The sequence below is a fragment of the Streptomyces sp. NPDC048415 genome (genome assembly GCF_040651675.1).
GTDB lineage: Bacteria > Actinomycetota > Actinomycetes > Streptomycetales > Streptomycetaceae > Streptomyces.
This window is the reverse complement of record NZ_JBEZKJ010000054.1, coordinates 37143-57376: the sequence shown is the minus strand read 5'-3', so window position 1 is coordinate 57376 and position 20234 is coordinate 37143. Positions and strand designations below refer to the sequence as shown.

At 70.0% G+C, this 20234-nt stretch carries 17 protein-coding genes and 1 pseudogene; 7 read left to right on the top strand and 11 right to left on the bottom strand.

What is annotated here, in order from left to right; translation table 11 throughout:
- Positions 1–189: 189 nt before the first annotated feature.
- Both AB0D27_RS29290 and AB0D27_RS29285 read left to right on the top strand, forming a co-directional pair.
- Positions 190–297 (top strand): annotated as a pseudogene (locus tag AB0D27_RS29290) (carbohydrate ABC transporter permease); the annotation flags it as partial.
- A 6-nt stretch (positions 298–303) separates the two neighbouring features.
- Positions 304–2136, top strand: a complete 1833-nt coding sequence (locus tag AB0D27_RS29285; protein ID WP_362514902.1) for a hypothetical protein — start codon at positions 304–306, stop codon at positions 2134–2136.
- Here AB0D27_RS29285 and AB0D27_RS29280 read toward each other — a convergent pair.
- Positions 2066–2761, bottom strand: coding sequence for a nucleoside/nucleotide kinase family protein (locus AB0D27_RS29280; protein ID WP_362514900.1), 696 nt, complete (start codon positions 2759–2761; stop codon positions 2066–2068). The genes AB0D27_RS29285 and AB0D27_RS29280 overlap by 71 nt on opposite strands.
- Positions 2762–2879: 118 nt before the next feature.
- Between AB0D27_RS29280 and AB0D27_RS29275 the strand changes: the two genes are divergently transcribed.
- Together AB0D27_RS29275 and AB0D27_RS29270 are read left to right on the top strand one after the other, a co-directional pair.
- Entirely contained in the window at positions 2880–3617 is a 738-nt protein-coding gene (locus tag AB0D27_RS29275; RefSeq protein ID WP_362514898.1) for a beta-phosphoglucomutase family hydrolase, read from the top strand.
- Positions 3614–5959, top strand: coding sequence for a glycosyl hydrolase family 65 protein (locus AB0D27_RS29270; protein ID WP_362514896.1), 2346 nt, complete (start codon positions 3614–3616; stop codon positions 5957–5959). The genes AB0D27_RS29275 and AB0D27_RS29270 overlap by 4 nt, the downstream gene beginning before the upstream one ends.
- A 16-nt stretch (positions 5960–5975) precedes the next feature.
- On the opposite strand, the gene AB0D27_RS29265 is transcribed toward AB0D27_RS29270, so the two are convergent.
- The 7 genes from AB0D27_RS29265 to AB0D27_RS29235 form a co-directional block, all read right to left on the bottom strand.
- On the bottom strand, positions 5976–7238 hold the full coding sequence (locus AB0D27_RS29265) for a serine hydrolase domain-containing protein (protein ID WP_362514894.1): 1263 nt from the start codon (positions 7236–7238) through the stop codon (positions 5976–5978).
- Between the two features lie 133 nt (positions 7239–7371).
- Entirely contained in the window at positions 7372–8658 is a 1287-nt protein-coding gene (locus tag AB0D27_RS29260) for a CAP domain-containing protein (RefSeq protein WP_362514892.1), read from the bottom strand.
- A 35-nt stretch (positions 8659–8693) separates the two neighbouring features.
- A complete protein-coding gene (locus AB0D27_RS29255; RefSeq protein ID WP_362514890.1) occupies positions 8694–9008 on the bottom strand; it encodes a YkvA family protein in 315 nt (104 codons plus the stop codon).
- A gap of 97 nt (positions 9009–9105) precedes the next feature.
- Positions 9106–9936, bottom strand: coding sequence for an MBL fold metallo-hydrolase (locus tag AB0D27_RS29250; protein WP_362514888.1), 831 nt, complete (start codon positions 9934–9936; stop codon positions 9106–9108).
- Positions 9937–10058: 122 nt separating this feature from the next.
- Positions 10059–10625: an antibiotic biosynthesis monooxygenase gene (locus AB0D27_RS29245; protein ID WP_362514885.1), complete on the bottom strand. Its 567-nt coding sequence runs from the start codon at positions 10623–10625 to the stop codon at positions 10059–10061.
- A 72-nt stretch (positions 10626–10697) separates the two neighbouring features.
- Complete coding sequence (locus tag AB0D27_RS29240; protein WP_362514907.1) at positions 10698–11075, bottom strand: hypothetical protein; 378 nt, start codon at positions 11073–11075, stop codon at positions 10698–10700.
- A gap of 430 nt (positions 11076–11505) precedes the next feature.
- On the bottom strand, positions 11506–12429 hold the full coding sequence (locus tag AB0D27_RS29235) for a MurR/RpiR family transcriptional regulator (protein ID WP_362514882.1): 924 nt from the start codon (positions 12427–12429) through the stop codon (positions 11506–11508).
- Between the two features lie 191 nt (positions 12430–12620).
- Between AB0D27_RS29235 and AB0D27_RS29230 the strand changes: the two genes are divergently transcribed.
- From AB0D27_RS29230 to AB0D27_RS29220, 3 genes are all read left to right on the top strand, one after another.
- A complete protein-coding gene (locus tag AB0D27_RS29230; protein ID WP_362514879.1) occupies positions 12621–13022 on the top strand; it encodes a hypothetical protein in 402 nt (133 codons plus the stop codon).
- Positions 13019–13849 carry a DUF1206 domain-containing protein gene (locus AB0D27_RS29225; protein ID WP_362514877.1) on the top strand — a complete coding sequence of 277 codons (831 nt, stop codon included), beginning with the start codon at positions 13019–13021 and terminating at the stop codon, positions 13847–13849. Before AB0D27_RS29230 ends, AB0D27_RS29225 begins: the two co-directional genes overlap by 4 nt.
- Positions 13850–14017: 168 nt before the next feature.
- Positions 14018–15166: a glycoside hydrolase family 88 protein gene (locus AB0D27_RS29220; RefSeq protein WP_362514875.1), complete on the top strand. Its 1149-nt coding sequence runs from the start codon at positions 14018–14020 to the stop codon at positions 15164–15166.
- Between the two features lie 57 nt (positions 15167–15223).
- Here AB0D27_RS29220 and AB0D27_RS29215 read toward each other — a convergent pair whose 3' ends face one another.
- The 3 genes from AB0D27_RS29215 to AB0D27_RS29205 all read right to left on the bottom strand — a co-directional run bounded on the left by AB0D27_RS29215 (position 15224) and on the right by AB0D27_RS29205 (position 20209).
- Positions 15224–16516: a ThuA domain-containing protein gene (locus tag AB0D27_RS29215; protein ID WP_362514872.1), complete on the bottom strand. Its 1293-nt coding sequence runs from the start codon at positions 16514–16516 to the stop codon at positions 15224–15226.
- A 26-nt stretch (positions 16517–16542) separates the two neighbouring features.
- Positions 16543–18702, bottom strand: coding sequence for an RICIN domain-containing protein (locus AB0D27_RS29210; RefSeq protein ID WP_362514905.1), 2160 nt, complete (start codon positions 18700–18702; stop codon positions 16543–16545).
- Positions 18703–18814: 112 nt separating this feature from the next.
- Complete coding sequence (locus tag AB0D27_RS29205; protein ID WP_362514869.1) at positions 18815–20209, bottom strand: ricin-type beta-trefoil lectin domain protein; 1395 nt, start codon at positions 20207–20209, stop codon at positions 18815–18817.
- Between the last annotated feature and the right edge of the window lie 25 nt (positions 20210–20234).

Sequence of the window (20234 nt, the reverse complement as noted above, 5' to 3'; positions counted from 1 at the left end):
AACCACCACGCGCACGCTGACACGGTGGGCGCTCTCAACGTTCTACGGGCCGGGCTGGCCCGTCGCGACGCCAACCCGGCATAGCGAGAAGCCCCACCCTTCAGGGCGGGGAGGAGTCACGGTGACGGACACGTCGGAGTCGAAGGCGCCGTACCCGTCGGCGGCGGCGAAGAGGTTGAGGCGCCCAGCGCGATGTTCGCCATGTCGACACTCGCCCTCCTGCCCACGCTCATCTGCTTCCTCATCTTCCAGAAGAGGCTGGTCGAGGGCCTGGCGACCTCCGGCATGAAGGGCTGACCTCCGGTGCATCTTCCCCACCAGCGCGGCTCGCTGCATGACCTTCCCGACGATCCGGCCGCCTACGACGCCGTCCTCGCCGCCGTCACCGAGGAGGCCCTGGCCCGCATCACCCCTGAGGGCAGCCTCGAACACCCCGCCGCCCTGGACGACATCGGCGACACCTCCCTCGGCATCACCTCACTGCTGGCCCTCGCCTCGCAGCGCACCAAGGATCCCCGCCTGCCGAAGGCCGTCCTGCGCAGCCTGGTGTTCCACCTGCGCGAGCGGGTCTTCACCGAGGACAACCCCGGCTACCCGAACCTGCGCCGCCGCAACTCCGGTGAACCGTACGCCCGCTACGTACTCGAACCCGGCGCACACCCCATCGGCGACTGGCCGAGCACCGTGTGGGCGCTGCTCCAGGCGGTCAACGTCCTGGACACGACCGACTCGATCACCGACGACGAACTCCGGCAGGAGACAGCCGAGTTGGCGCACGGCTACTGGCGCTGGCTGACCGAGGTGACCTTCTTCAACCCGCAGGAGGCAGGCAATCAGGCGGTCGGGTGCGTCGTCGGAGGCCTGATGCTCGCCCGTCATCTCCCGCCCCCTGACGGCGAGTCGGTCCGGGCACGCGCGATGAGCCTGTACGTCGACGAGATCCGGGCCCGCCGCGTACGTGACCGTGGCGCGCTGCTGCTCCCGGAGCACGGCGGCGCGTACGACAACAACTACGGCCCGATCTCGCTCTCCTTCCTCGCGCAGGCCCACCGGATCAGTGGCGAGGAGATCTTCGCCGAGGACGGTGACGCGCTCGCCCGCTACATCGACGCGCGCCTGACCGTCGGCGGCTACGACAACGGCGGACCCCGCTACAGCGAACAGCATTCCGGCTTCGAGTCCGTCCTGGGCCTGCGCTACTTCGGCCACCGCATCGGCGCCGCCCTCGGCCGCTACCGAGGGGACACCCGGTGGGGCCGGCATGCGGTCAGCCGGGACGGCGGCATCGACGGCCACTTCGCCTTCATGCTGGTGTGGCAGGTCCAGGACACCACACGCTGGCACCGCGCACCCTCCAAGGATCCGGTACGTCACCAACTCCGCGCGGGTACGGTCTCGGTGGCCTTCGACGACCGGATGACCCCCTCGCTGGTCGAGGCGGCGGGCACGTACTGTCTGCCCGCCGCGGTGAACCGCCGGCACGGCTTCGGCCCGGTCGTCGACGGCTTCCTGCTGTGCCGGCCCATGGGCGAGGTCCGCGTGCGCGACCTGCGCACCGACGCGCTGACCGCCAAGCTGGTCACCCAGCCCGTCGTCGGCCGCGACCACGTCCTGCGCCATCTGCGGTCCCTGTACGTGACGGACGGCACCAGCCTGTGGGTCACGGTCGCGGTGGAACGGCTCGACGGACGGCCGTACCTGCTCGCCGGGCTGCCGTACGCGAGGGACGACGGGGACCGGGTGCGCAGAACCGCGGAGGCCGACGTGACGTCCGCAGGTGCCCTGCGCCTGACTCACCCGGAGACCGAGAGCGTGGACCATTTCGACGCCCGCTCGGAGCGGACCCAGGAGCAGGCGGCCTTCGCCCTGGCGGCCGACCCGCGCGGCTACGGCAACCCGGACGAGGGCTGGCGCCACCTCGTCAGCTCCACGGCACTCGAAGCGGAACGGGCACCCGGCGCCCCGGAGGATCTGCACGTGTTCGCCGTCCGCTACGGCCCCGGCGGCCCCTTCGCCCCCGCCTTCGAAGGCGCCACGGCACAACTGACCGTCCGCACCGAGGCGTTCACCGTGTGGATCGGCGATCCCGCGGGCGATGCGTTGGGGGAACCCGAACTGGACCTCCACCCCCGATGACCGCCGCCCTTACGACGAGGTCGGCGCGATCCCGCGTCGCGGCGACCAGATCGGCGTTGCGCTGGTCCGTGCCGAGCACCCAGGCCACCGCCGCCTCGCGGTCCTTGCCGAACTCCTCGTGGCGGGCGACGAGACGCCGCACGCGTTCGGCCTCGTCGAGCTCGCAGAACCAGACCTCGTCCAGTTGTGCCTTCGCCCGTGGCCAGGCATCGTCCGGGAGGAGCAGGTAGTTGCCCTCGGTGATGATCAGGCGGGCGGTGCGGGGCACGGGGATGGCGCCGGCGAGGGGCTGTTCGAGGGTCCGCTCGAAGCCGGGCGCGTAGATCACGTCGTCCTCGTCCTCGCGCAGCCTGCGCAGCAGCGCCGCGTAGCCCGCCGCGTCGAACGTATCCGGGGCGCCCTTGCGGTCACGGCGGCCCAGTCGGTCCAGCTCTCCGTCCGCGAGATGGAATCCGTCCATCGGCACATGCGCGACCCAGACGGGTCCGTCACCGTTCAGCCCGCGGACCAGACGTTCGGCGAGCGTCGTCTTGCCCGCTCCGGGACTGCCGGTGATACCGAGGAGGGCGCGGCGCCCGGGACGTACGAGCGACGCCGCGCGCTGAAGGAGGTCCTCGAAGGTCATGCGGCGCCGGGCTCCCTCATCTGACCGAATACGGCGAATTCCATGGGCCCAGTATCCGTTCCGGGCGGTGTGGCGCTCGCCACCCGCTGGCCGAGGGCCCACGGGGAACACTGGTCGTATGACAGAGCTCGGTCTTCCCAAAGAAATCCTGGCCTGCCTCTTCGACCTCGACGGGGTCATCACCAAGACCGCCGTGGTCCATGCGGCCGCCTGGAAACGGACGTTCGACGATTTCCTGCGGCAACGCGACGGCGACGGCTTCCGCTCCTTCGACGACGACGACTACGACGAGTACGTCGACGGACTCCCGCGCGCCGACGGCGTCCGCACCTTCCTCGCCTCGCGCGGCATCGAACTGCCCGAGGGAACGCCGGAGGACCCACCGGACCGGGCGACCGTCCATGGCCTGGGCAACCGTAAGAACGCCCTGCTGCTGGAGATGATCCGCAGCGGCGGCGTCGAGGCGTACGACGGCACCCTGCGCTATGTCGAGGCGGTGCGCGCGCACGGCCTGCGGACCGCTGTCGTCTCCTCCAGCGCCAACTGCCGTGACATCCTGCGCTCGGTCGGCGCGGAGTCGCTCTTCGACGTACGCGTCGACGGTGTCGTCGCCGTCGAGCGAGGACTGCCCGGCAAGCCGCGCCCGGACACCTTCCTGGCCGCCGCGCGCGACCTCGGCGTCGAGGCCTCGCAGGCCGCGGTCTTCGAGGACGCGCTGGCCGGCATGGACGCGGGACGCTCGGGCCACTTCGGATACGTCGTCGGCGTCGACCGCGTCGGACAGGGCGCCGCCCTGCGCGCGCACGGCGCCGACGTCGTCGTACGGGATCTCGCGGAACTGGGGGAGCGGGCGTGATCACCCATACCTCGTACGGCGTCGAACCCTGGACCCTGCGCGAGAACGATCTCCACCTCGATCTACTGCCGCAGAGCGAGTCCGTCTTCGCCCTCTCCAACGGCCATGTCGGCTGGCGCGGAAACCTCGACGAGGGCGAACCCCACGGCCTTCCGGGCTCCTACCTCAACGGCGTCCACGAAGTGCATCCGCTGCCCTACGCCGAGGCGGGATACGGCTACCCGGAGTCCGGCCAGACGGTCATCAACCTCACCAACGGCAAGGTCATCCGCCTGCTGGTCGACGACGAGCCGTTCGACCTGCGCTACGGACGGCTGCGCTCCCACGAACGCGTCCTCGACCTGCGCACCGGGCTGCTCACCCGGACCTGCGAGTGGACCTCACCGGCCGGCTCCACGGTCCGGGTGCGCTCCACGCGGCTGGTGTCCTTCACCCAGCGGGCGATCGCCGCCGTCGCGTACGAGGTGGAGGCCGTCGACAGCCGCGTCAGGGTCGTCGTCCAGTCGGAGCTCGTGGCCAACGAGCAGTTGCCCGGCCGCGACGGCGACCCACGGGCCGCGATCGCCCTGGAGTCACCGCTCGAGGGCGAGGAGCACTTCGCGGCCGGCGAGCGGCTGCGGCTGGTGCACCGCACCCGGCGCAGCGGCCTGCGTGTCGCCGCGGCGGCCGACCACGTCGTCGCGGGACCCGAGCGGACCACCACGAGGAGCGAGAGCAGCGACGACGTCGCCCGCCTCACCGTCACCTCCGTCCTGGCGCCCGGCCGGCGACTGCGTCTGGAGAAGCTGGTCTCCTACGGCTGGTCGAGCACCCGGTCACTGCCCGCGCTGCGCGACCAGGCCGACGCGGCGCTCGCGGCGGCCGAGCACGGCGGCTGGCCGGGACTCGTCGACGAACAGCGGGAGTACCTCGACGACTTCTGGGCCCGCGCGGACGTCGAGGTGGAGGGCGACGAGGAGATCCAGCAGGCCGTCCGTTTCGCGCTCTTCCACGTCCTGCAGGCCGGCGCCCGCGCCGAACAGCGCGCGATACCCGCGAAGGGGCTCACCGGCTCCGGTTACGACGGCCACGCCTTCTGGGACACCGAGACCTTCGTGCTGCCGCTGCTCACCTACACCTCGCCCGGCGCCGTCGCCGAAGCGCTGCGCTGGCGTCAGAACACCCTGCCGGCGGCCCGCGCGAGGGCCGCCCAGCTCGGCTTGCGTGGCGCCGCGTTCCCGTGGCGGACCATCGAGGGCTCGGAGGGCTCGGCGTACTGGCCGGCCGGCACCGCCGCGTTCCACGTCAACGCCGACATCGCCGACGCCGTGGTCCGCTATACGGCCGCCACCGGCGACCACCGGTTCGAACGCGACACCGGCGTCGAAGTGCTGGTCGAGACGGCGCGGCTGTGGCGTTCGCTGGGCCACCACGACCACCAGGGGCGGTTCCACATCGACGGGGTGACCGGCCCCGACGAGTACAGCGCCGTCGTGGACGACAACACGTACACCAACCTGATGGCCCGTGCGAACCTCCTCGCGGCGGCGGACATCGTCGAGCGGCACCCCGGGCGGGCCGCGGACCTCGGCGTCGACGACGAGGAGGGCGCGGCCTGGCGCGACGCCGCCGAGGCCATGCACATCCCCTACAACGACGAACTCCGCGTCCACGAACAGCACGCCGGGTTCACCCGCTACCAGCGCTGGGACTTCGCCGCCACCCGGCCCGACCAGTATCCGCTGATGCTGCACTTCCCGTACTTCGACCTCTACCGCAAGCAGGTCGTCAAGCAGGCCGATCTGGTGCTGGCCATGTACAAGTGCAGCCCCTTCTTCGACGAGGAGCACAAGGCCCGCAACTTCGCCTACTACGAGCCCCTCACCGTCCGCGACTCCTCCCTGTCGGCGTGCTGTCAGGCCGTGATCGCGGTCGAGGCGGGCCATCCCGGCCTCGCCTACGACTACTTGGTCGAGGCCGCGCTGATGGACCTGGAGGACCTGGAACACAACACCCGCGACGGGCTGCACATCGCCTCGCTCGCCGGTACCTGGATGGCGCTGGTCGCCGGGTTCGGCGGTATGCGCCACCACGGCGACACCGTGGAGTTCACGCCCCGGCTGCCGGAGCGGTTCAGCCGCCTCGCCTTCTCCCTGGAACTCCTCGGCCGCCGCCTGCGGGTGGAGGTCGAGCCGGCCGTCGCCACGTACACGCTCATGACCGGAGATCCCCTGGAGCTGCGTCACTACCGCGAGCCCTTCACCGTCGACGGCGACAAGCCGCACACGCTGCCGATCCCGGCCCCCAGGCTGCGCCCCGCCCCGGATCAGCCACCGCACCGGCGGCCGAATCCTCAGGGGTGAGGCGCAGCCGGTGGGGTCAGTCGCGGGTGATGCCCGGTGCGATGTCCTCGTGCCGCTCCACGGGCCCGGCGCCGCGTGGGACGGCGGCGCGGGTGGCGGCCTTGGTCGCGGGCTTGCCGCAGAACGCGGAATCCAAGGTGCTGTACATGGTGTTCAGCACGGTGGTGTTGTTGGAGGTGTTGGCCAGCGCGGTGAGGCTGCGCTTGCCGTCCTTCGAGGTGAAGGCGTACGTGTAGTAGCCCTGCACGGTGCCCGTGTGCCCGTACACGGAGACCCCGCAGGACAGGTCACGGCGGCGCAGGCCGAGTCCGTAGGACGTGGTGCTGTTGACCGTCGTCCACTTCTGCATCTGTGTCAGCTGGGCGCCGGACATGAGCTTTCCGCGCAGCAGCGCGGAGAAGAAGGTGTCCAGGTCGTGGGTGGTGGAGATGATCGCGCCCGCGCTCTGCGCCCAGGAGACGGTCTGCTTCGTGGAGTCCACCAGGGCCGCGCCGGCCTCATCGGGGGTGAGATAGCCGTTGGCGTGGCGCCCCGGGATCGCGGTGCCCGGGTGGACGTAGAAGGTGTTGGTGAGGTTCAGCGGCGTGAAGATGCGGCTTTGGTACTCCGTGCCCACGGAGTGGCCGGTGAGCTTCTCGATGAGCATGCCCGCGACGACGAAATTGGTGTTCGAGTACGAATAGGCGGCGCCCGGGGCGTTGGTGCGCGGCTTCTCCAGGGACAGCTTCACCAGGTCCCGGTAGCTGAACACCTTGTTGCGCACGGCCTCGAAGCCCGGGACGGTCTGGGCGAACATGTCGTTGGTGAAGTCGTACAGGCCGCTGCGGTGGCTGAGTACGTGACGCACCGTGATGTGGTCGTCGGGCAGCAGCCCCGGCAGGTAGCTGTTGACCGAGTTGTCCAGCTTGAGCTTGCCCTCGTCGACCAGTTGGAGCAGCACCACGGTGGAGAACGTCTTGGTGACGCTGCCGACGCGGAACCGGTCGCTGGTGCTGATGGCCCGTCCGGTGGTCCGGTCGGCGAATCCCTCGGACAGCCGGTGCACCGTGCCGTTGTCGTCGATTCTCGCCATCGCGCCGGGGGCTCCTTGAGTCAGCGCCGTACGCAGCACCTGGCGCAGCCCCGCGTCGTCGGGCGCCGCCAACGCGCTTGGGGCCACGACTTGTTCGGTGTCCGCGCTGCCGGGGGCCGCGGGTGCCGCGGCCTGTGCCGGGGCTGCTAGGAGGGACACCAGAACCGCGCCCAGCGCCGTACCCGTGCCCACCGTTCCTGAGACCATCTGATTCTTCTCCCGAGTTCCTTCTGCCGGTGTGCGTCGCCGGCACGAACCGCGCCGCGGATGCGGGCGTCGGCACCATCTGTACGCGCCGGAGACGCGCGGGGTTGCATTCGGCACGGGAAAAGGTGAGGTTTCAGCCGCCGAAGAGCTGTGTCCAGTACATGCCCGCCTTGCCGCCGCCTGCGAGGCCGACGCCTATGTGGGTGAAGCCCGGCTTCAGGATGTTGGCGCGATGGCCGGGGCTGTCCATCCAGCCGCGGACGACCTCGGCGGCGGAGCGCTGCCCGCACGCGATGTTCTCGCCGATGGTCCGGCGGGCGCAGCCCACCGCGGCGGCCCGGTCCCAGGGTTGGCTTCCCTCGGGGGAGGTGTGGGAGTAGAACGCGCGGGCCACCATGTCGGCGCTGTGGGCCTGGGCCGCGGTGGTGAGCAGGGTGTCGGTGGAGAGGGGCGGCAGGCCGGCCCGGGTGCGTTCGGCGTTGGTGAGCGCGATGACCTCGCCCGCCGTCCGCTCCAGGCCGGCGGGGCTGAAGGGCCGCGCCCACAGCGCCGTCCAGTACAGATCGCCGGTGCGGGGGTCGGGGACGTACGCCACCGCCGCCTGGCTGAACGCGGGATCGCACAGCGTGCGGCGGGACTGCTCGGCCGACAGGCAGTACTCCACGAACTCGGCCGGTGTGCGCGGGCCGGAGACCAGGTGCTCGCCGGCGGTGAGGTACGCGTATCCGGCCGAGGTGACGCGCTGGTGGACGGAGACACCGTCGGAGCTCTCGGAGCTGAGGAGCCCCCGGGCGGCCATGCCCACGGCGTGCGCCCGTGCCGCGTCGGCCAGCCGCGCGTCGAGACGGACGGGTGGTGAACCGGCCCTGGCGCGGGCGGTGTTCACCAGACCGAGGAACCCGTCCGTGTCGGAAACGGGGGCCGCGTCCGAAGTGGCGTGGCCCTCGGCGACATCGACCCCGAAATCCCGTGCGATGCCCGCCAGCCCGTCCGCGTAACCCTGGCCCAGAGCGCGCAGCTTCCATCCCGTGCCGCGCCGGTAGAGCTCGGCCAGCAGCAGCACGGTCTCCCGCTGCGGGCGTGGCGGGGTGAACCGGGTGAGGGCGCGGCCGTCCGGTCCGCAGACGTACAGGGTGGGCGCGGGCAGGCGGCCCAGGGGCGTACCGGCGTCGGCGGGGCTGATGACCACGGTGACGCGGCTCGCTCCGGGGCGCAGCCGCGGTGGATCGATGGTCAGCTGCTCGCCCTGGAGGCGGGCGCCGGGCGCGGTCGGCTGGTTGTAGAACACGAAGTCGCCGTCACCCCGCACTTCTCCGCTGTCGTCGGTGATGAGAGCGGACACGTCGAAGGGGCCGGGCACCCTGAGGGTCAGGGTGCCGCTGGGCAGGGGCGTGTTGCCCCCGGGAACCAGCTCGCTCATGGTGCCGCCCGTCGGAAAGCTGTCCGGTACGGGCTTCAACGTCCCATCGGCGTTCGGGGGTTCCCGCGAAGCGTGGGCACCGCTTCCTTCGGTACGGCGCTCAGAGAGCGCAGGGCCAGCAGGAGGACGCCGATGTCGTCGAGGTAGACGGGGTCGGGCAGCAGGTCGGTGGGCAGCACGAGATAGAGGACGGCGCCCCAGAAGACCCAGCGCGGTCCGGTGGGCAGTCCGGCGCGCCGCAGATCGCGGCGGGTGCGGACCAGCCGGACCAGGAGCGCGATCGCCACCCCGAGTGCGGCGGCTCCCAGCACGGCGACGACGAGGATCACTGTCCACGCTGTGGAATCCATGTGTCCGTCCAGGGCGCTCGTCGGGTAGTTCCCTTCTCCGACTTCCCCGTCGCGCCGCTCGTATCGCCCCCACTGGGCCATTCGCAGGACCTGGCGGTCAGTGTCCGCCGGGATCGTCCCGTCGGTCGATGACGAAGTCCGCGAACACGTGCCGCCCGGTCCGGTCGCCGACGGAGTCGATCGCCGCGCGGATGTCGCGCAGTTGATCCGTCGTCATCTGCAGCGGCGGTTCGTCGGGCTGATATGTCGTCCGCACCGGGTAGTCCCGGCCCGGCTGACGGGTCATCTCGATATGACACCCGAGCACATGTGTGACCGGCCGGACGGCGCAGAAGTCGATCAGGCGGTCGACGGTGCGGGTGAAGGCCTGCCAGTCGTCCACGTACAGGCGGCCGGGATAGACGGTGTCGCCCGTGAGCAGGAACCCGGTCCACGGGTCGAAGAAGGTGACGGCCGCCTCGTGATGCCCGGGCGTCGCCAGGCATTCAAGGACCCGGCCGCCGAGGTCGACCCGAGCGACGCCGTGGGGATCGTCGCGGAAGCCGAAGAACTCCCAGGCGCTGTCGAGCGCCGCGTCCACGACTTCGGTGCCGGGGCGGTCGGTGAACTGGCCGTCCCCCGCGATGTGGTCGCCGTGCGGATGGGTGTGCAGCACCACCAGCTCGTAACGGTCCCGGGGATGGCCCGCCAGCCAGGTGTCCATCACCTCGTCGACCACTCGGCGCAGCGGGAAGTACTCCGCCGAGGCCGTGGCGCCGGTGTCGATCAGCACCGCGCGTTCCTCGCCGAACAGCAGGAACAGGAAGGGCGCCTCGTAGTCGATCGCCATGTTCTGCCGGAGGATGACCGTGTGCTCGTCGTACGGGTGGACCTGAATGTCCGGGTCCGTGTTGTGCTTGGCCGACGGCGAGCCGTGAATCCACCGCACGTCGAGTCCCCGGCCCTCTCCGGAGGTTCCTGCTTCACCGGTAACAGCGACCCTCGGGCGTTCCGTGTCCACGACGCCTCCCTTCGCCGCGAAAATTACCACTCGGCCCGGACCGCATCCGCTCAGTGGTCCGGCGGCGGGTACAGCCACAGCCGTAGCAGCCGACTGAGCCGGGGCATGATCACGTAGGTCAGTACGGGCAGCAGGACGACCGGGAACACCGCCGCGCGCAGCGGCAGCGGCCAGGCGGTCGTATGCGGCGTCACCAGCCACTGCAGCAGCAGAGCGCAGGGGTAGGCGCCGAGGAAGGTGGTGAGGACCATCTTCCAGCGGGGCGGCGCCTGCACGGTGGTGCCGGGCAGGCTGAACCAGGTCTCCAACCCCGTGGTCGACTGCCGTTCGCTGCTGACCTCCGTGGCGATGTCCTCGATCCGGGCGTGCCAGTCGGCCCGCTCCGGGGAGTTCAGCCAGTCGGTGAGCCGTTCGGGGTCGGAGAAGCGCAGCACCGCGTGATACCGGTGGCCCTCCTCGGGGTGCAGCCAGGAGACTCCCTCGTTCCCCGGGAACTGTCGGGCGCAGCGGGTGATCCCGCGCGTCCACTCCTCGAAGTCGGCCTCCCTGCCGGGCCGCACCTCCCAGGTGAGGACGGTGGTGACCGGATCACCGCGCCGGGTGTGGATGGTGCTCATGTTCACCACGGGTGCCACGCCGGGCCCCGGCCATGCACAGGGAGGGGCCTCGGCCGCGCCGGCCTCGAAGTGTCAGTTGCGCGCGGTGTTGTGGTCCACCAGGGCCTGGGTCACCGCGCGGATGCTACGGGCGATGTGCTGGAGCTGCATGACCTCGGCGGCGTACAGCTTGATGGTGTGCTCGATGACGCCCTCGTGCAGGCCGAGGGCGGGCAACTCCGCCCGGGCGGTCTGCAGGGCGGTGCGGGCGACCCGTATCTCGTGCTGCACCTGGATCTGTGCGTGGCGGGCGAGCAGCACCGGGTGCTTGAGGAGGACGGGGTAGCTCGCGTAGCGGGTCGGTACCAGCTCGCGCAGCCACTTGACCGCCGATCGCTCCCAGTCGAAGCTGCCGGGGGTCTTGACCTGGCACGGCCAGTCCGAGGTGATCGGTGAGTACGTCAGGGCCATGTTCATCGCTTCCGGGTTACGTCGGCGGCAAGGGTCGCGGGTGAATCTGGGGCGGCCCCGGTCTAGGGGATTGGCCGGGGCCGCCACCACGGGCGCTCGCGCAGGCGAGGCCCGTCTGAACACCCGGGGCCCGATGCGGGTAGGAGCGGACGGCCCAGGGTGGTCGTGAAGCGCGACCCGGAGGCCTCCTGGTCGCGATCCGCGAGAAGTATTTATATATACCGCCGATTGCGCAAGGACATGAAAACATTCATGCGTGATTTGGTGTGAATGATCCCGTGATGCCGTGATGCCGTGATGCCGTGGTGCTGGTGCTGGTGCTGGTGCTGGTGCTGGTGCCGTGGTGACAGGCGGTACAGGAAGAAGGCCGTCACGAAGGCCGTCAGTAAGGCCGTCACGAAGGCCGGGGAAAGGCAAGGCCCGGCTGGGCTCAGTCCCTGAGGAAGAACTGGTGTTGCTCGGCGATCTGCTCGTACTCCTCCAGGCGGGCCTGCGTCCGCTCCGGATCGGCGTCGGTCATGGCCTGCAGCAGCGCCGCCGACATCACGACGGGCGCGGCGTAGGAGTCGAAGACGAGACGTGAGCCGGTGCCGGTGGCGAAGGTGACGTCGGCTTCGTCCGCCACCGGCCCGAGCGCCAGGTCGGTCACGAGGGCCACCCGCAGTCCCGCGCCCCGCGCCACCCGCACCGCGGTCAGCGTCTCCTGGGCGTGGCGGGGCATGTCGAAGGCGAGCACCCAGGTACCGCCCGCCGCGCGGGACTGCAGCAGCCCGTCGTAGGCGACGCTGCCGCCCCGGGTCACCAGCCGCACGTCCGGATGGATGCGCCGGGCGGCGTACGCGAAGTACTCGGCCAGCGACACGGAGATCCGCAGGCCCAGGACCGTCAGGGGCGTCGACTCCGACATCGCCCGGCCGACGCGGATCACCTGGTCCGGATCGGCGAAGTCGCGCCGCAGGTTCTCCAGGTTCCCGATCTCGGCGTCCACCGCCGCCTGCAGCTCGTTGCTCGTGGCCTCGGCGGGCGTGCCCGGCGCGCTGCCCAGGGTGCTGAGCGCGATCGACTGGAGCTTCTCCCGTAGCGCCGGGTAACCGCTGAAGCCGACCGCCGCGGCGAAACGGGTCACCGACGGCTGGCTCACCCCTACGCGCTCGGCGAGATCGGTGATCGACAGGAACGCCGCCTCGGTGATGTGCTCGATCAGGTACTGGGCGATACGCCGCTGTCCCGGGGAGAGCCGGGGCCCGTCGAACAGCTCCCTGAGCTGGGACGTGGGTGCCGCGCCCGCCTCCGAGGCCGTCTTGCCCGAGGTGATCGCAGATGCCTGCGCGCGTGCCTGTTGCGGCGATGGCACCGGTGCGCCTCCTTCATGTCCCACGAGAACTCAACATAGCTCACGGACCGTGTTGACCTGGGCGTGTATCGCCGCATGCAATGCCTGCGGTTCTCGTTTCGCTCACACCGGCGGGGTACCCGGGACGGCATGACGGGTTGCCGTGTGACCAGGACGCCTACCCGTCCGCAGACCAGAGGGAGAGGGTTTCGATGAGTGAGAGTCCGCTGCCCGGATCGGAAGTTCAGGTGGTGCTCAGCGACTGCTCCGCGGCGGACGCCGGGCGTCTGTTCGCCGTGCTGTGCGGTCATTTCGCTTCCGACCGCTGTGCGGAGGACCAGCCGCACCACGTCGAGGAACATCATCGCCCCACGGTCTGGACCGGCACGTTCGACACGTCGGCGTCCCCCGGGGGCACGGCAGCCCCCATCGAACCGTTGTCCGGCTCGGTGTCCGTGGAGGCGCAGGGCAGCCATCTCGCCGTGAAGCGATTGCGGCGGGCGCTGGGTGAGGTCTTCACCGTGCACGAGACGGGTGAGGACGCCGGTGACCAGGAGGTCCAGGTCCAGCTGCGGCTGGACAGCGACCCGGCGCACACTCCCCGGACCGTATGAACGCCGGCTCGCTGACCTGGAGCGGCAGGCTCCGCGCCCGCCGGGCGACGGGATCGGTGCGGGACGGCGCGGCCAGGGCGGGGCTGGTGGCGCGAGGCGTGATCTATCTGCTGGTGGGCGTGCTGGCCCTGCGGATCGCCTTCGGCGACGGCGGGGCCCAGGCGGACCGCGGCGGGGCGGTCCAGGAGATCTCCACCAAGCCGTTCGGGGCCGTCCTGCTGTGGGCCCTGGGCGCCGGACTCGCCGGGATGGCGCTGTGGCGGCTGTCCGAGGCGCTCTTCGGCGCGGCCGGGCGTGACGGCCGTACACCGCGCATGCGGGTCATGTCGGCCGCCCGCAGTGTCTTCTACGCGTTCGTCGCCTACTCGGTGCTCTCCTTCGCGGCGGGCGGCGGCGGTGGTGGCTCCGGTGACGAGCAGTCCCGGGACGTGACCGCCAAGGCGCTGGACATGCCCGCGGGGCAGTGGATCGTGGGCGCGGCGGGCGTCGGCGTCGTGGTGGCGGGTGTGTGGATCGCCGGCTGTGCGGTACTGCGCAAGTACCGCGATGAGTTGAAGCTCGGCGAGATGTCCCGCCGGGTGCGCCGGGGGGTCGACACGGCGGGCGTGGCCGGCGGCGCGGCCAGGGGGCTGGTGTTCGCCGCCGCCGGGGGCTTCGCGGTGCGGGCGGCCGTCGACTACGAGCCCGACAAGGCCAAGGGGGTCGACGACACGCTCCGTTCCTTCACCGAGACTCCGATGGGCCCCTGGCTGCTGGCCTGCGTCGCCGCGGGCCTCGTCCTGTTCGGGGTGTTCTCCTGCGCGATGGCGCGGTGGGGGAAGGTGTGATGGCGCGGTGGGGGAAGGTGTGAGGACGCGAGCGGCATCGCTTCTCGGACGTGAACGGCGTCCGTCAAGCTGAACTCCCTCCAGTTCGCGACAAGTTGACGACGAGCCATGGACAGTGTGTGAGGTGGCAGTTGAGGATGGGGATCCCCATCCGTAGGAGTTGTTCATATGCATAGACGACGCCTGCTCTCCGGCGCGGCCGCCCTCACTGCCTCCGCCTCCCTCCTGCCCGCACTGACGGGCACCGCGCGCGCCGCCCCGCGCGCCGCCTCGCCCGGGCTGCCGTCGAGAGACGCGATCACCGCCGTCCTGCGGCGCGTGGCCGACCAGTGGATCGGCGCGCACACCGACCCCGGCGACAACGGCTGGGCCAACGCCACCTTTTTCAGCGGACTGCTCGCCCTCCAGCGCCTCACAGGCAGCCCCCGCTACCTCGCCTACGCCCGCGGGTGGGCGGAGAAACACGCGTACGGCCTCAACGGCGGAGTGACCACACGCCACGCCGACAACCACTGCGCCGGGCAGGCCTACCTCGATCTCTACGAGAGGGAACCCGAGGAGCGGAAGCTCACCGCGATCGAGACGTCCCTGCACCGCATGGTCTACGAGGACCAGCCGGACAAGAACGACGACTGGTGGTGGGACGACGCCCTCCACATGGCCATGCCGCCCTTCGCCCGCATCGGCGCCCTGCGCGGGGACCCCCGATACTGGGAGAAGCTGTACGCCCTCTACGACCACACCAAGCGGGTGGAGGGCGGCCCCGGCCTGTACGACGCCGCGACCGGTCTGTGGTATCGCGACAAACGTTTCCTGCCCGGAGGGATCACATCTCCCGCGGGCCGACCGGTCGTGTGGTCCCGCGGCAACGGATGGGTGGCGGGCGGCCACACCAAGACCCTCAAGGCCCTGCCGCCCGGCGAGCCCCACACCGCCGAGTATCGCGCCACCCTGACCCGCCTGGTGACGGCCGTGGCCGACGTGCAGCGCGACGACGGCTTCTGGAACGTCAACCTCGCTGACGCCGGCCATCTGCCGGGCCCCGAGACCAGCGGTACGTCCTTCTTCCTCTACGGCACTTCGTACGCGATCGGCGCGGGCCTGGTCGACCGGTCCCGCTACCTCCCGGTGGCGGCCCGCGCCTGGAACGGCCTCGTCACCGCCGCCGTACACCCCGACGGCTTCCTGGGCTACGTCCAGAACGTCGGCGACCGCCCCGAGTCCAGTCAGCCCGTCACCTACGACAGCACGGCGAACTTCGGCGTCGGCGCCTTCCTGCTCGCCGGCACCGAACTCGCCCGCCTGTCCTGGCCCTGACGACAGGCCGGTGCCCCCGCCGCTGGCATGCGGCGGGGGCACCCTTGGGCCGATCGGTCAGGGCTGCGCGGTAAGGGTGAAACTCTGAGCGGAGGAGCCGTCACAGGTCCGCTGGGTGAGCTGGACGCTGTTCGTCGCGGCGCTCGCCGCGGTCAGGCACTTGCCGCTGTGCCGGGCCGTGAAGTGGTAGCGCCCGGTGCTCTCCTTGACGGGCAGCCATTGCTGGTTCTGTCCGCCCCCGTAACTCCACAGCTGCAGCGGTGCGTTGTCGGCGGTCGAGACGCCGGTCACATCGATGACCTGCTGCGGGTTGCCGCGGATGCCGGCCTGCCGGTAGCCGCTGTCCGTCGAGCGGAACTGGAACTGCTGTGCCTGGGTGCCGTTGCAGGCGTACTGCTGGATCGCGGTCCCGTTCGCCGTGGCGGCGGAACGGGCATCCACACAGGTGCCGTTGCCGGCATTCGTCAGCGAGTACCAGGCGGTCTCGGAGATCGAGTCCGCCGGCGGGGTGCTGCTGTCGGCCCCGCCCAGCCACTTCAGCCCGTCCAGCACGAACTGGTTCTGGGTCGCACTCGCGAACGTCGACGACAGACGCGTGTTGGTCGAGTAGTTCATCGCGTTGTGGCCGAAGTTCGCGTACAGCATCTTGTACTGCGTGTTGGTCCACAGGATCGGGTAATAGCCGCTGTACCAGGACTGGTTGGGATCCGTGCCGAGGGGGAAGCTGCTGGGGTCGATCGAGGCAAGGATCTTGATGTTCGGGTTCTGCCGCAGGTCGTTGGACCAGCTGTACCACTCGCTGACCGACGAGGTGAAGGTGGCCGGCAGGTTCTTCGTGGACGGGTGTGTACGATCCTCGACCTTCAGGACCGCCGTCGTCGGACCCCACGTGTTCGTCGCGAAGTTTCCGGTGCCGAGGAGCGTGTTGTGGTACCACGGCCAGCCCGACGCGTTGGTGGTGAAGGCGGCGACATGGAAGCCGAACCAGGCGCCCCCGTTACGCATGTACTGCTCGAACCCCGTCCGTTGGGCGGACGTCTGCGGCAAGTCGTCGAGGAACAGCACGACTTGGTAGGCGTTGACGCCGCCGTTGCTGAGCAGGTCCCAGTTGTTGCTGGCCGTGTAGGTGAATCCGTTCGCCGCGGCCTGCTTGGGGAACCAGTCGTTCGCCTCCTTGACGAAGTCGATGTGTGCGGCGTCGTACGTGCCGCTGTAGAGGGCGAGCACCTTGAACGGGGTCGCCGCGCTGCTCGCCTGGGCGGCGGGTGGCGCCGCCAGACCGAGCAGCGTCGCCAGCAGGAGGAGGACCCGCAGGGCCGCGCGCGCCGGACTGGATCTGATGGTGTGCATCGGTTGATCGATCCCTTCCGTGCCGGTCACGGATAGTTGGTGAGGTTGGCGACGTTGCTGCTGGAGTTGGACGGCCCTCCGGTGCTGTTGATGATGTGGCTGATGGTGCCGACACCGCCCAGCGAGACGGTCACCATGTCGTGGAACTTGACGCCTGACACGCTGGGCACCTCGAAGGCGCGGTCAGCGACCACGCTGGAGTTGGCGCTGAAGTAGCAGTAGCTGCCCAGACCCCATGCCTCGTGACTGGTGACGGAGGCGGCGACCTTGTAGGCGGGATAGCCCTTTCCGGAGCCGTTCATCCAGGACGACTGGTTCGGCGGGTCGTAGGGCATCTCGTTCTGGAAGAAGTACGTTCTGCCGCCGTTGCCGTTCCAGATGACCTGAGTCTTTTGGTAGTGCTCGACGAACAGGCCGTACGCGGTCACGTTGTTGCCGTTGACGGTCAGGCCGTTGTCCGCCGTGTTGGTCGTCCAGCCGACCGTGCCGCCGTTGCCATGGTCGGCCCGCCAGATCCAGGTGTGGTCGATGATCGTGTTGGCGCTGTTGATCACCAGCGAATTGGTCGCCTTGCCGACGGTGGCGCCGCCGATCCGGATGAAGACGTCGGACAGCTGGATCGGGTTGGCCGCGTGGGTGGTGGACGAACCCGCCGGGCCGATCTGCATCAGCGTCGCGGAGTTGGTGGTGCCCGCGTCGATCAGCAGGCCCGCCAGCTCGATGCCGTCCACGTCGGCGGTGGTGACGGCGGTGATCCCGCCGTCCGGCACGAAGGTGGCCAGGCCCATACCCAGCACCACCGTGTCGGGGCGCGTGACGTTGATCGTCTGGTTGAGGTGGTAGACGCCGGGGGTGACCAGCAGGTTCTTACCCGCCGCGAGGGCCGAGTTCATGTCGGCCGCGGTGGCGCCGGGCTTGACGATGTAGAACTGGTCGATCGGCAGGGACTTGCCCGCCGGGGTCTTCCCGCTCCACGTGGTGCCGACGGCGTTGCTCTGCAGCCCGGGCACGAACACCTGATAGGCGCCCGCGCTGTCGACGTACAGGAACGGCTTCTCGCGGATCGTCGGGGAGCTGGCGACGTTGGTGTACGTCGGGAAGGACTGGGCGGGCGCGCCCTGGTCGCCGACGAAGACCATGTTCCAGTTGGAGCCGGACCAGCTGCCCATCTGCGAGTTCCGGGTGAGGAACTGCTGCTGGGAGCCGGACTGGATCTGCCCGTCGACCTTGGTGTCGGAGATGAAGCCGCCGCTGGACCAGCCGCCGTCGTCGAGGGCGAGGTTGCCGCGTACGTGCATGCGCCGGTACGGGGCGGCCTGGGAGACGGCCCAGCGGTCGCTGCCGTTCGTGGGGTTGACCGACAGGTTCTCGGCGTCGCGCCAGAAGTTCTGGGTCGCGTTGCCCTGGAACCAGTCGGCCTCCGCGTGCACGGAACCGTTGATGGTCACGTCGTCCGGCGAGAAGCCCAGGCCGGCGACCTGCGTGTAGAAGCCGACGTTGGCGTTGGCGCTGTAGGTGCCGGGCTTGAACAGCAGGGCCTGGCGGGCCGAGCCGAACTGGTTGGTCTCCTGCTGGGAGAAGACCGAGTCCAGCTTGGACTGGATGCTGGACGACGACATCGACGGGTCGAACACCGTCACGTTGGGACCGAAGTCCGGAGTGCCCGGCGGGTTCGTCGTGCCGCTGCCGCTCAGAGTGAAGGACTGCGCGGCGGTGCCGTTGCAGGTGTACTGCGCCAGCTGCACGCTGTCCGCGGTGGAGGCGCTGGGGACGTCCAGGCACTTCCCGCTGTTGCGGTTGACGAAGTGGTAGGCGCCGTCGGCCTCGGCGACGGGCTGCCACTGCTGGTTGTTGCCGCTGGAGTACGTCCACAGCTGGACGGTCGCGGAGTCGGCGGTGGAAACGCCGGTGACGTCCCAGGCCTTGGTGGCGTCGAGGTTGCTGTTCACCCGGTAGTAGCCGCCGCTGGTGGCCACCAGCTGCCATTTCTGGGCGGTGCTGCCGTTGCACGCGTACTGCTGGACGGCGGTGCCGTCGGCACTCGCGGCCGAGCGGGCGTCGACGCACTTGCCGCTGCCCTTGTTGACCACGGTGGTATAGCCGGTCGGCAGGGCGGCGGCCGCCGCGGTCTGCGCGTTCGCCGAGTCCTGCGAGGCGTACGCGATGCCGGACACGGTGCTCGCCACGAGCGCGACCACGGTCAGAACCTTCGGTATCCGGTGGCGGCCGGACAGTCTCTTCCGTCTGAGCACGGATTTCTCCTGTGGTGATGGGGGGTGAAAGGGCGGAGCGCGTCCGTCAGCCGGTGTACTTGGCGAAGATGCTGGTGAACTGCCAGGCGTTCTGCGCCACGCCCGAGCAGGTGTCGTTGTTCGGGTAGCTGCCGGAGCAGGGACGATCACGGTTGACCGACCAGAACGTCAGCCGCGCCAGGTGGTGCTGCTGCGCGTAGCTGAGGATGGTCTGGAAGTCGGCGGTGGTGACGGTCTCGTTGACGTCGGTGATGCCGTTCATGGAGGAGATGCCCATGTCCCGGTAGGCCTGGTCGTCGGTGTAGCCGTACGCGTTCTTCAGCGCGGTCTTGAGGCCCTCCGCGGCTCGCTGGGTGAGCGTGCCCATGTTCTGGCCCGCACCACCGAAGTCGAACGGCATGATCGTCCAGGCGTCCACGGTCAGCCCGGACGCCGCGGCGCGGTTGATGAGGCCGGTGTCGGGGCCGGACTGCCCGGTGCCGATGGTGACGTACACCTTGATGCCCGGGTTGTTGGCCTTGACGGTCTTGAGCGCGTCCACCGTGCGCTGCTGGACCGTCGTGTTGCTGTACGCGTCGGCCTCGATGTCGATGTCGATCGCCTTGAGCCCGTAGGCGTTGATGACCTTCTGGTACGCGGCAGCCAGCTCACCGGCGCTGGAGCAGGAGCTCTCCAGCTTGTTGCCGCTGTACCCGCCGAACGAGGGGATGATGTCGCCGCCGCCCGCCCGCACCGTGTTGACGGTCTGCTGGTCGACACCGCCCGTCAGCGCGCGGCCGCCGTCCCACTGCGGGTTGCAGTACCCGTTGCTGAGGACGAAGGCCAGCGTGAACCACTTGACGCCGGTCGCGTTCATGACAGTCGTGGGGCTGGGCGGGTTGCCCCAGCCGTTGTAGAGGTACGGCGCGACGGCCATCGGCGCGGACGTGGACGGGGGCGTCGTTCCCCCGTCGGCGGCGGGCGCGGTCCACTTCTGATTGGCGGCGCCCGTGCAGCTCCAGATCTGGATCGGGGTGCCGTTCGCCGAGGTGTTGCCCGTGGCGTCGACGCACTTGTTGGCCTGCGGATTGACGATGTCGCGGGCCGAGGTGACCGTCCACTTCTGGTTCGCGCCGCCCGAGCAGTCCCACAGCTGGAGCTTGGCGCCGTCCGCGGTCGAATTGCCGGTGACGTCAAGACACTTGCCGAGGGCCCGGATCGTCCCGTCGGAGCCTACCGTCCACTGTTGGGCGGCGGTGCCGTTGCAGTCGTAGAGCTGTACGGCCGTGCCGTTCGCGGAGTTCGCCCCGGCAACGTCGAGGCACTTGCCCGCGAGACCGGTGATCGAGCCCGTGGCGGCGGAGGCGGGCGCCACGCTCAGCGCAGTGGCCGAGAGCGCGAGCACAGCGGTGGTGAGGGTGCCGCGCAGCGCGGTGGTGCGCGCAAGGGATTGTCTGGCCATCAAGGGGGATCACAGCCCTTCATTG

Coding starts and splice junctions, on each gene's coding strand:
- AB0D27_RS29205 (WP_362514869.1), bottom strand. CDS start 20,209: ATGGCCAGACAATCCCTTGCGCGCACCACCGCGCTGCGCGGCACCCTC.
- AB0D27_RS29280 (WP_362514900.1), bottom strand. CDS start 2,761: ATGACCTTCGAGGACCTCCTTCAGCGCGCGGCGTCGCTCGTACGTCCC.
- AB0D27_RS29245 (WP_362514885.1), bottom strand. CDS start 10,625: ATGAGCACCATCCACACCCGGCGCGGTGATCCGGTCACCACCGTCCTC.
- AB0D27_RS29265 (WP_362514894.1), bottom strand. CDS start 7,238: ATGGTCTCAGGAACGGTGGGCACGGGTACGGCGCTGGGCGCGGTTCTG.
- AB0D27_RS29255 (WP_362514890.1), bottom strand. CDS start 9,008: ATGGATTCCACAGCGTGGACAGTGATCCTCGTCGTCGCCGTGCTGGGA.
- AB0D27_RS29220 (WP_362514875.1), top strand. CDS start 14,018: ATGCATAGACGACGCCTGCTCTCCGGCGCGGCCGCCCTCACTGCCTCC.
- AB0D27_RS29240 (WP_362514907.1), bottom strand. CDS start 11,075: ATGGCCCTGACGTACTCACCGATCACCTCGGACTGGCCGTGCCAGGTC.
- AB0D27_RS29260 (WP_362514892.1), bottom strand. CDS start 8,658: ATGAGCGAGCTGGTTCCCGGGGGCAACACGCCCCTGCCCAGCGGCACC.
- AB0D27_RS29230 (WP_362514879.1), top strand. CDS start 12,621: ATGAGTGAGAGTCCGCTGCCCGGATCGGAAGTTCAGGTGGTGCTCAGC.
- AB0D27_RS29275 (WP_362514898.1), top strand. CDS start 2,880: ATGACAGAGCTCGGTCTTCCCAAAGAAATCCTGGCCTGCCTCTTCGAC.
- AB0D27_RS29225 (WP_362514877.1), top strand. CDS start 13,019: ATGAACGCCGGCTCGCTGACCTGGAGCGGCAGGCTCCGCGCCCGCCGG.
- AB0D27_RS29215 (WP_362514872.1), bottom strand. CDS start 16,516: ATGCACACCATCAGATCCAGTCCGGCGCGCGCGGCCCTGCGGGTCCTC.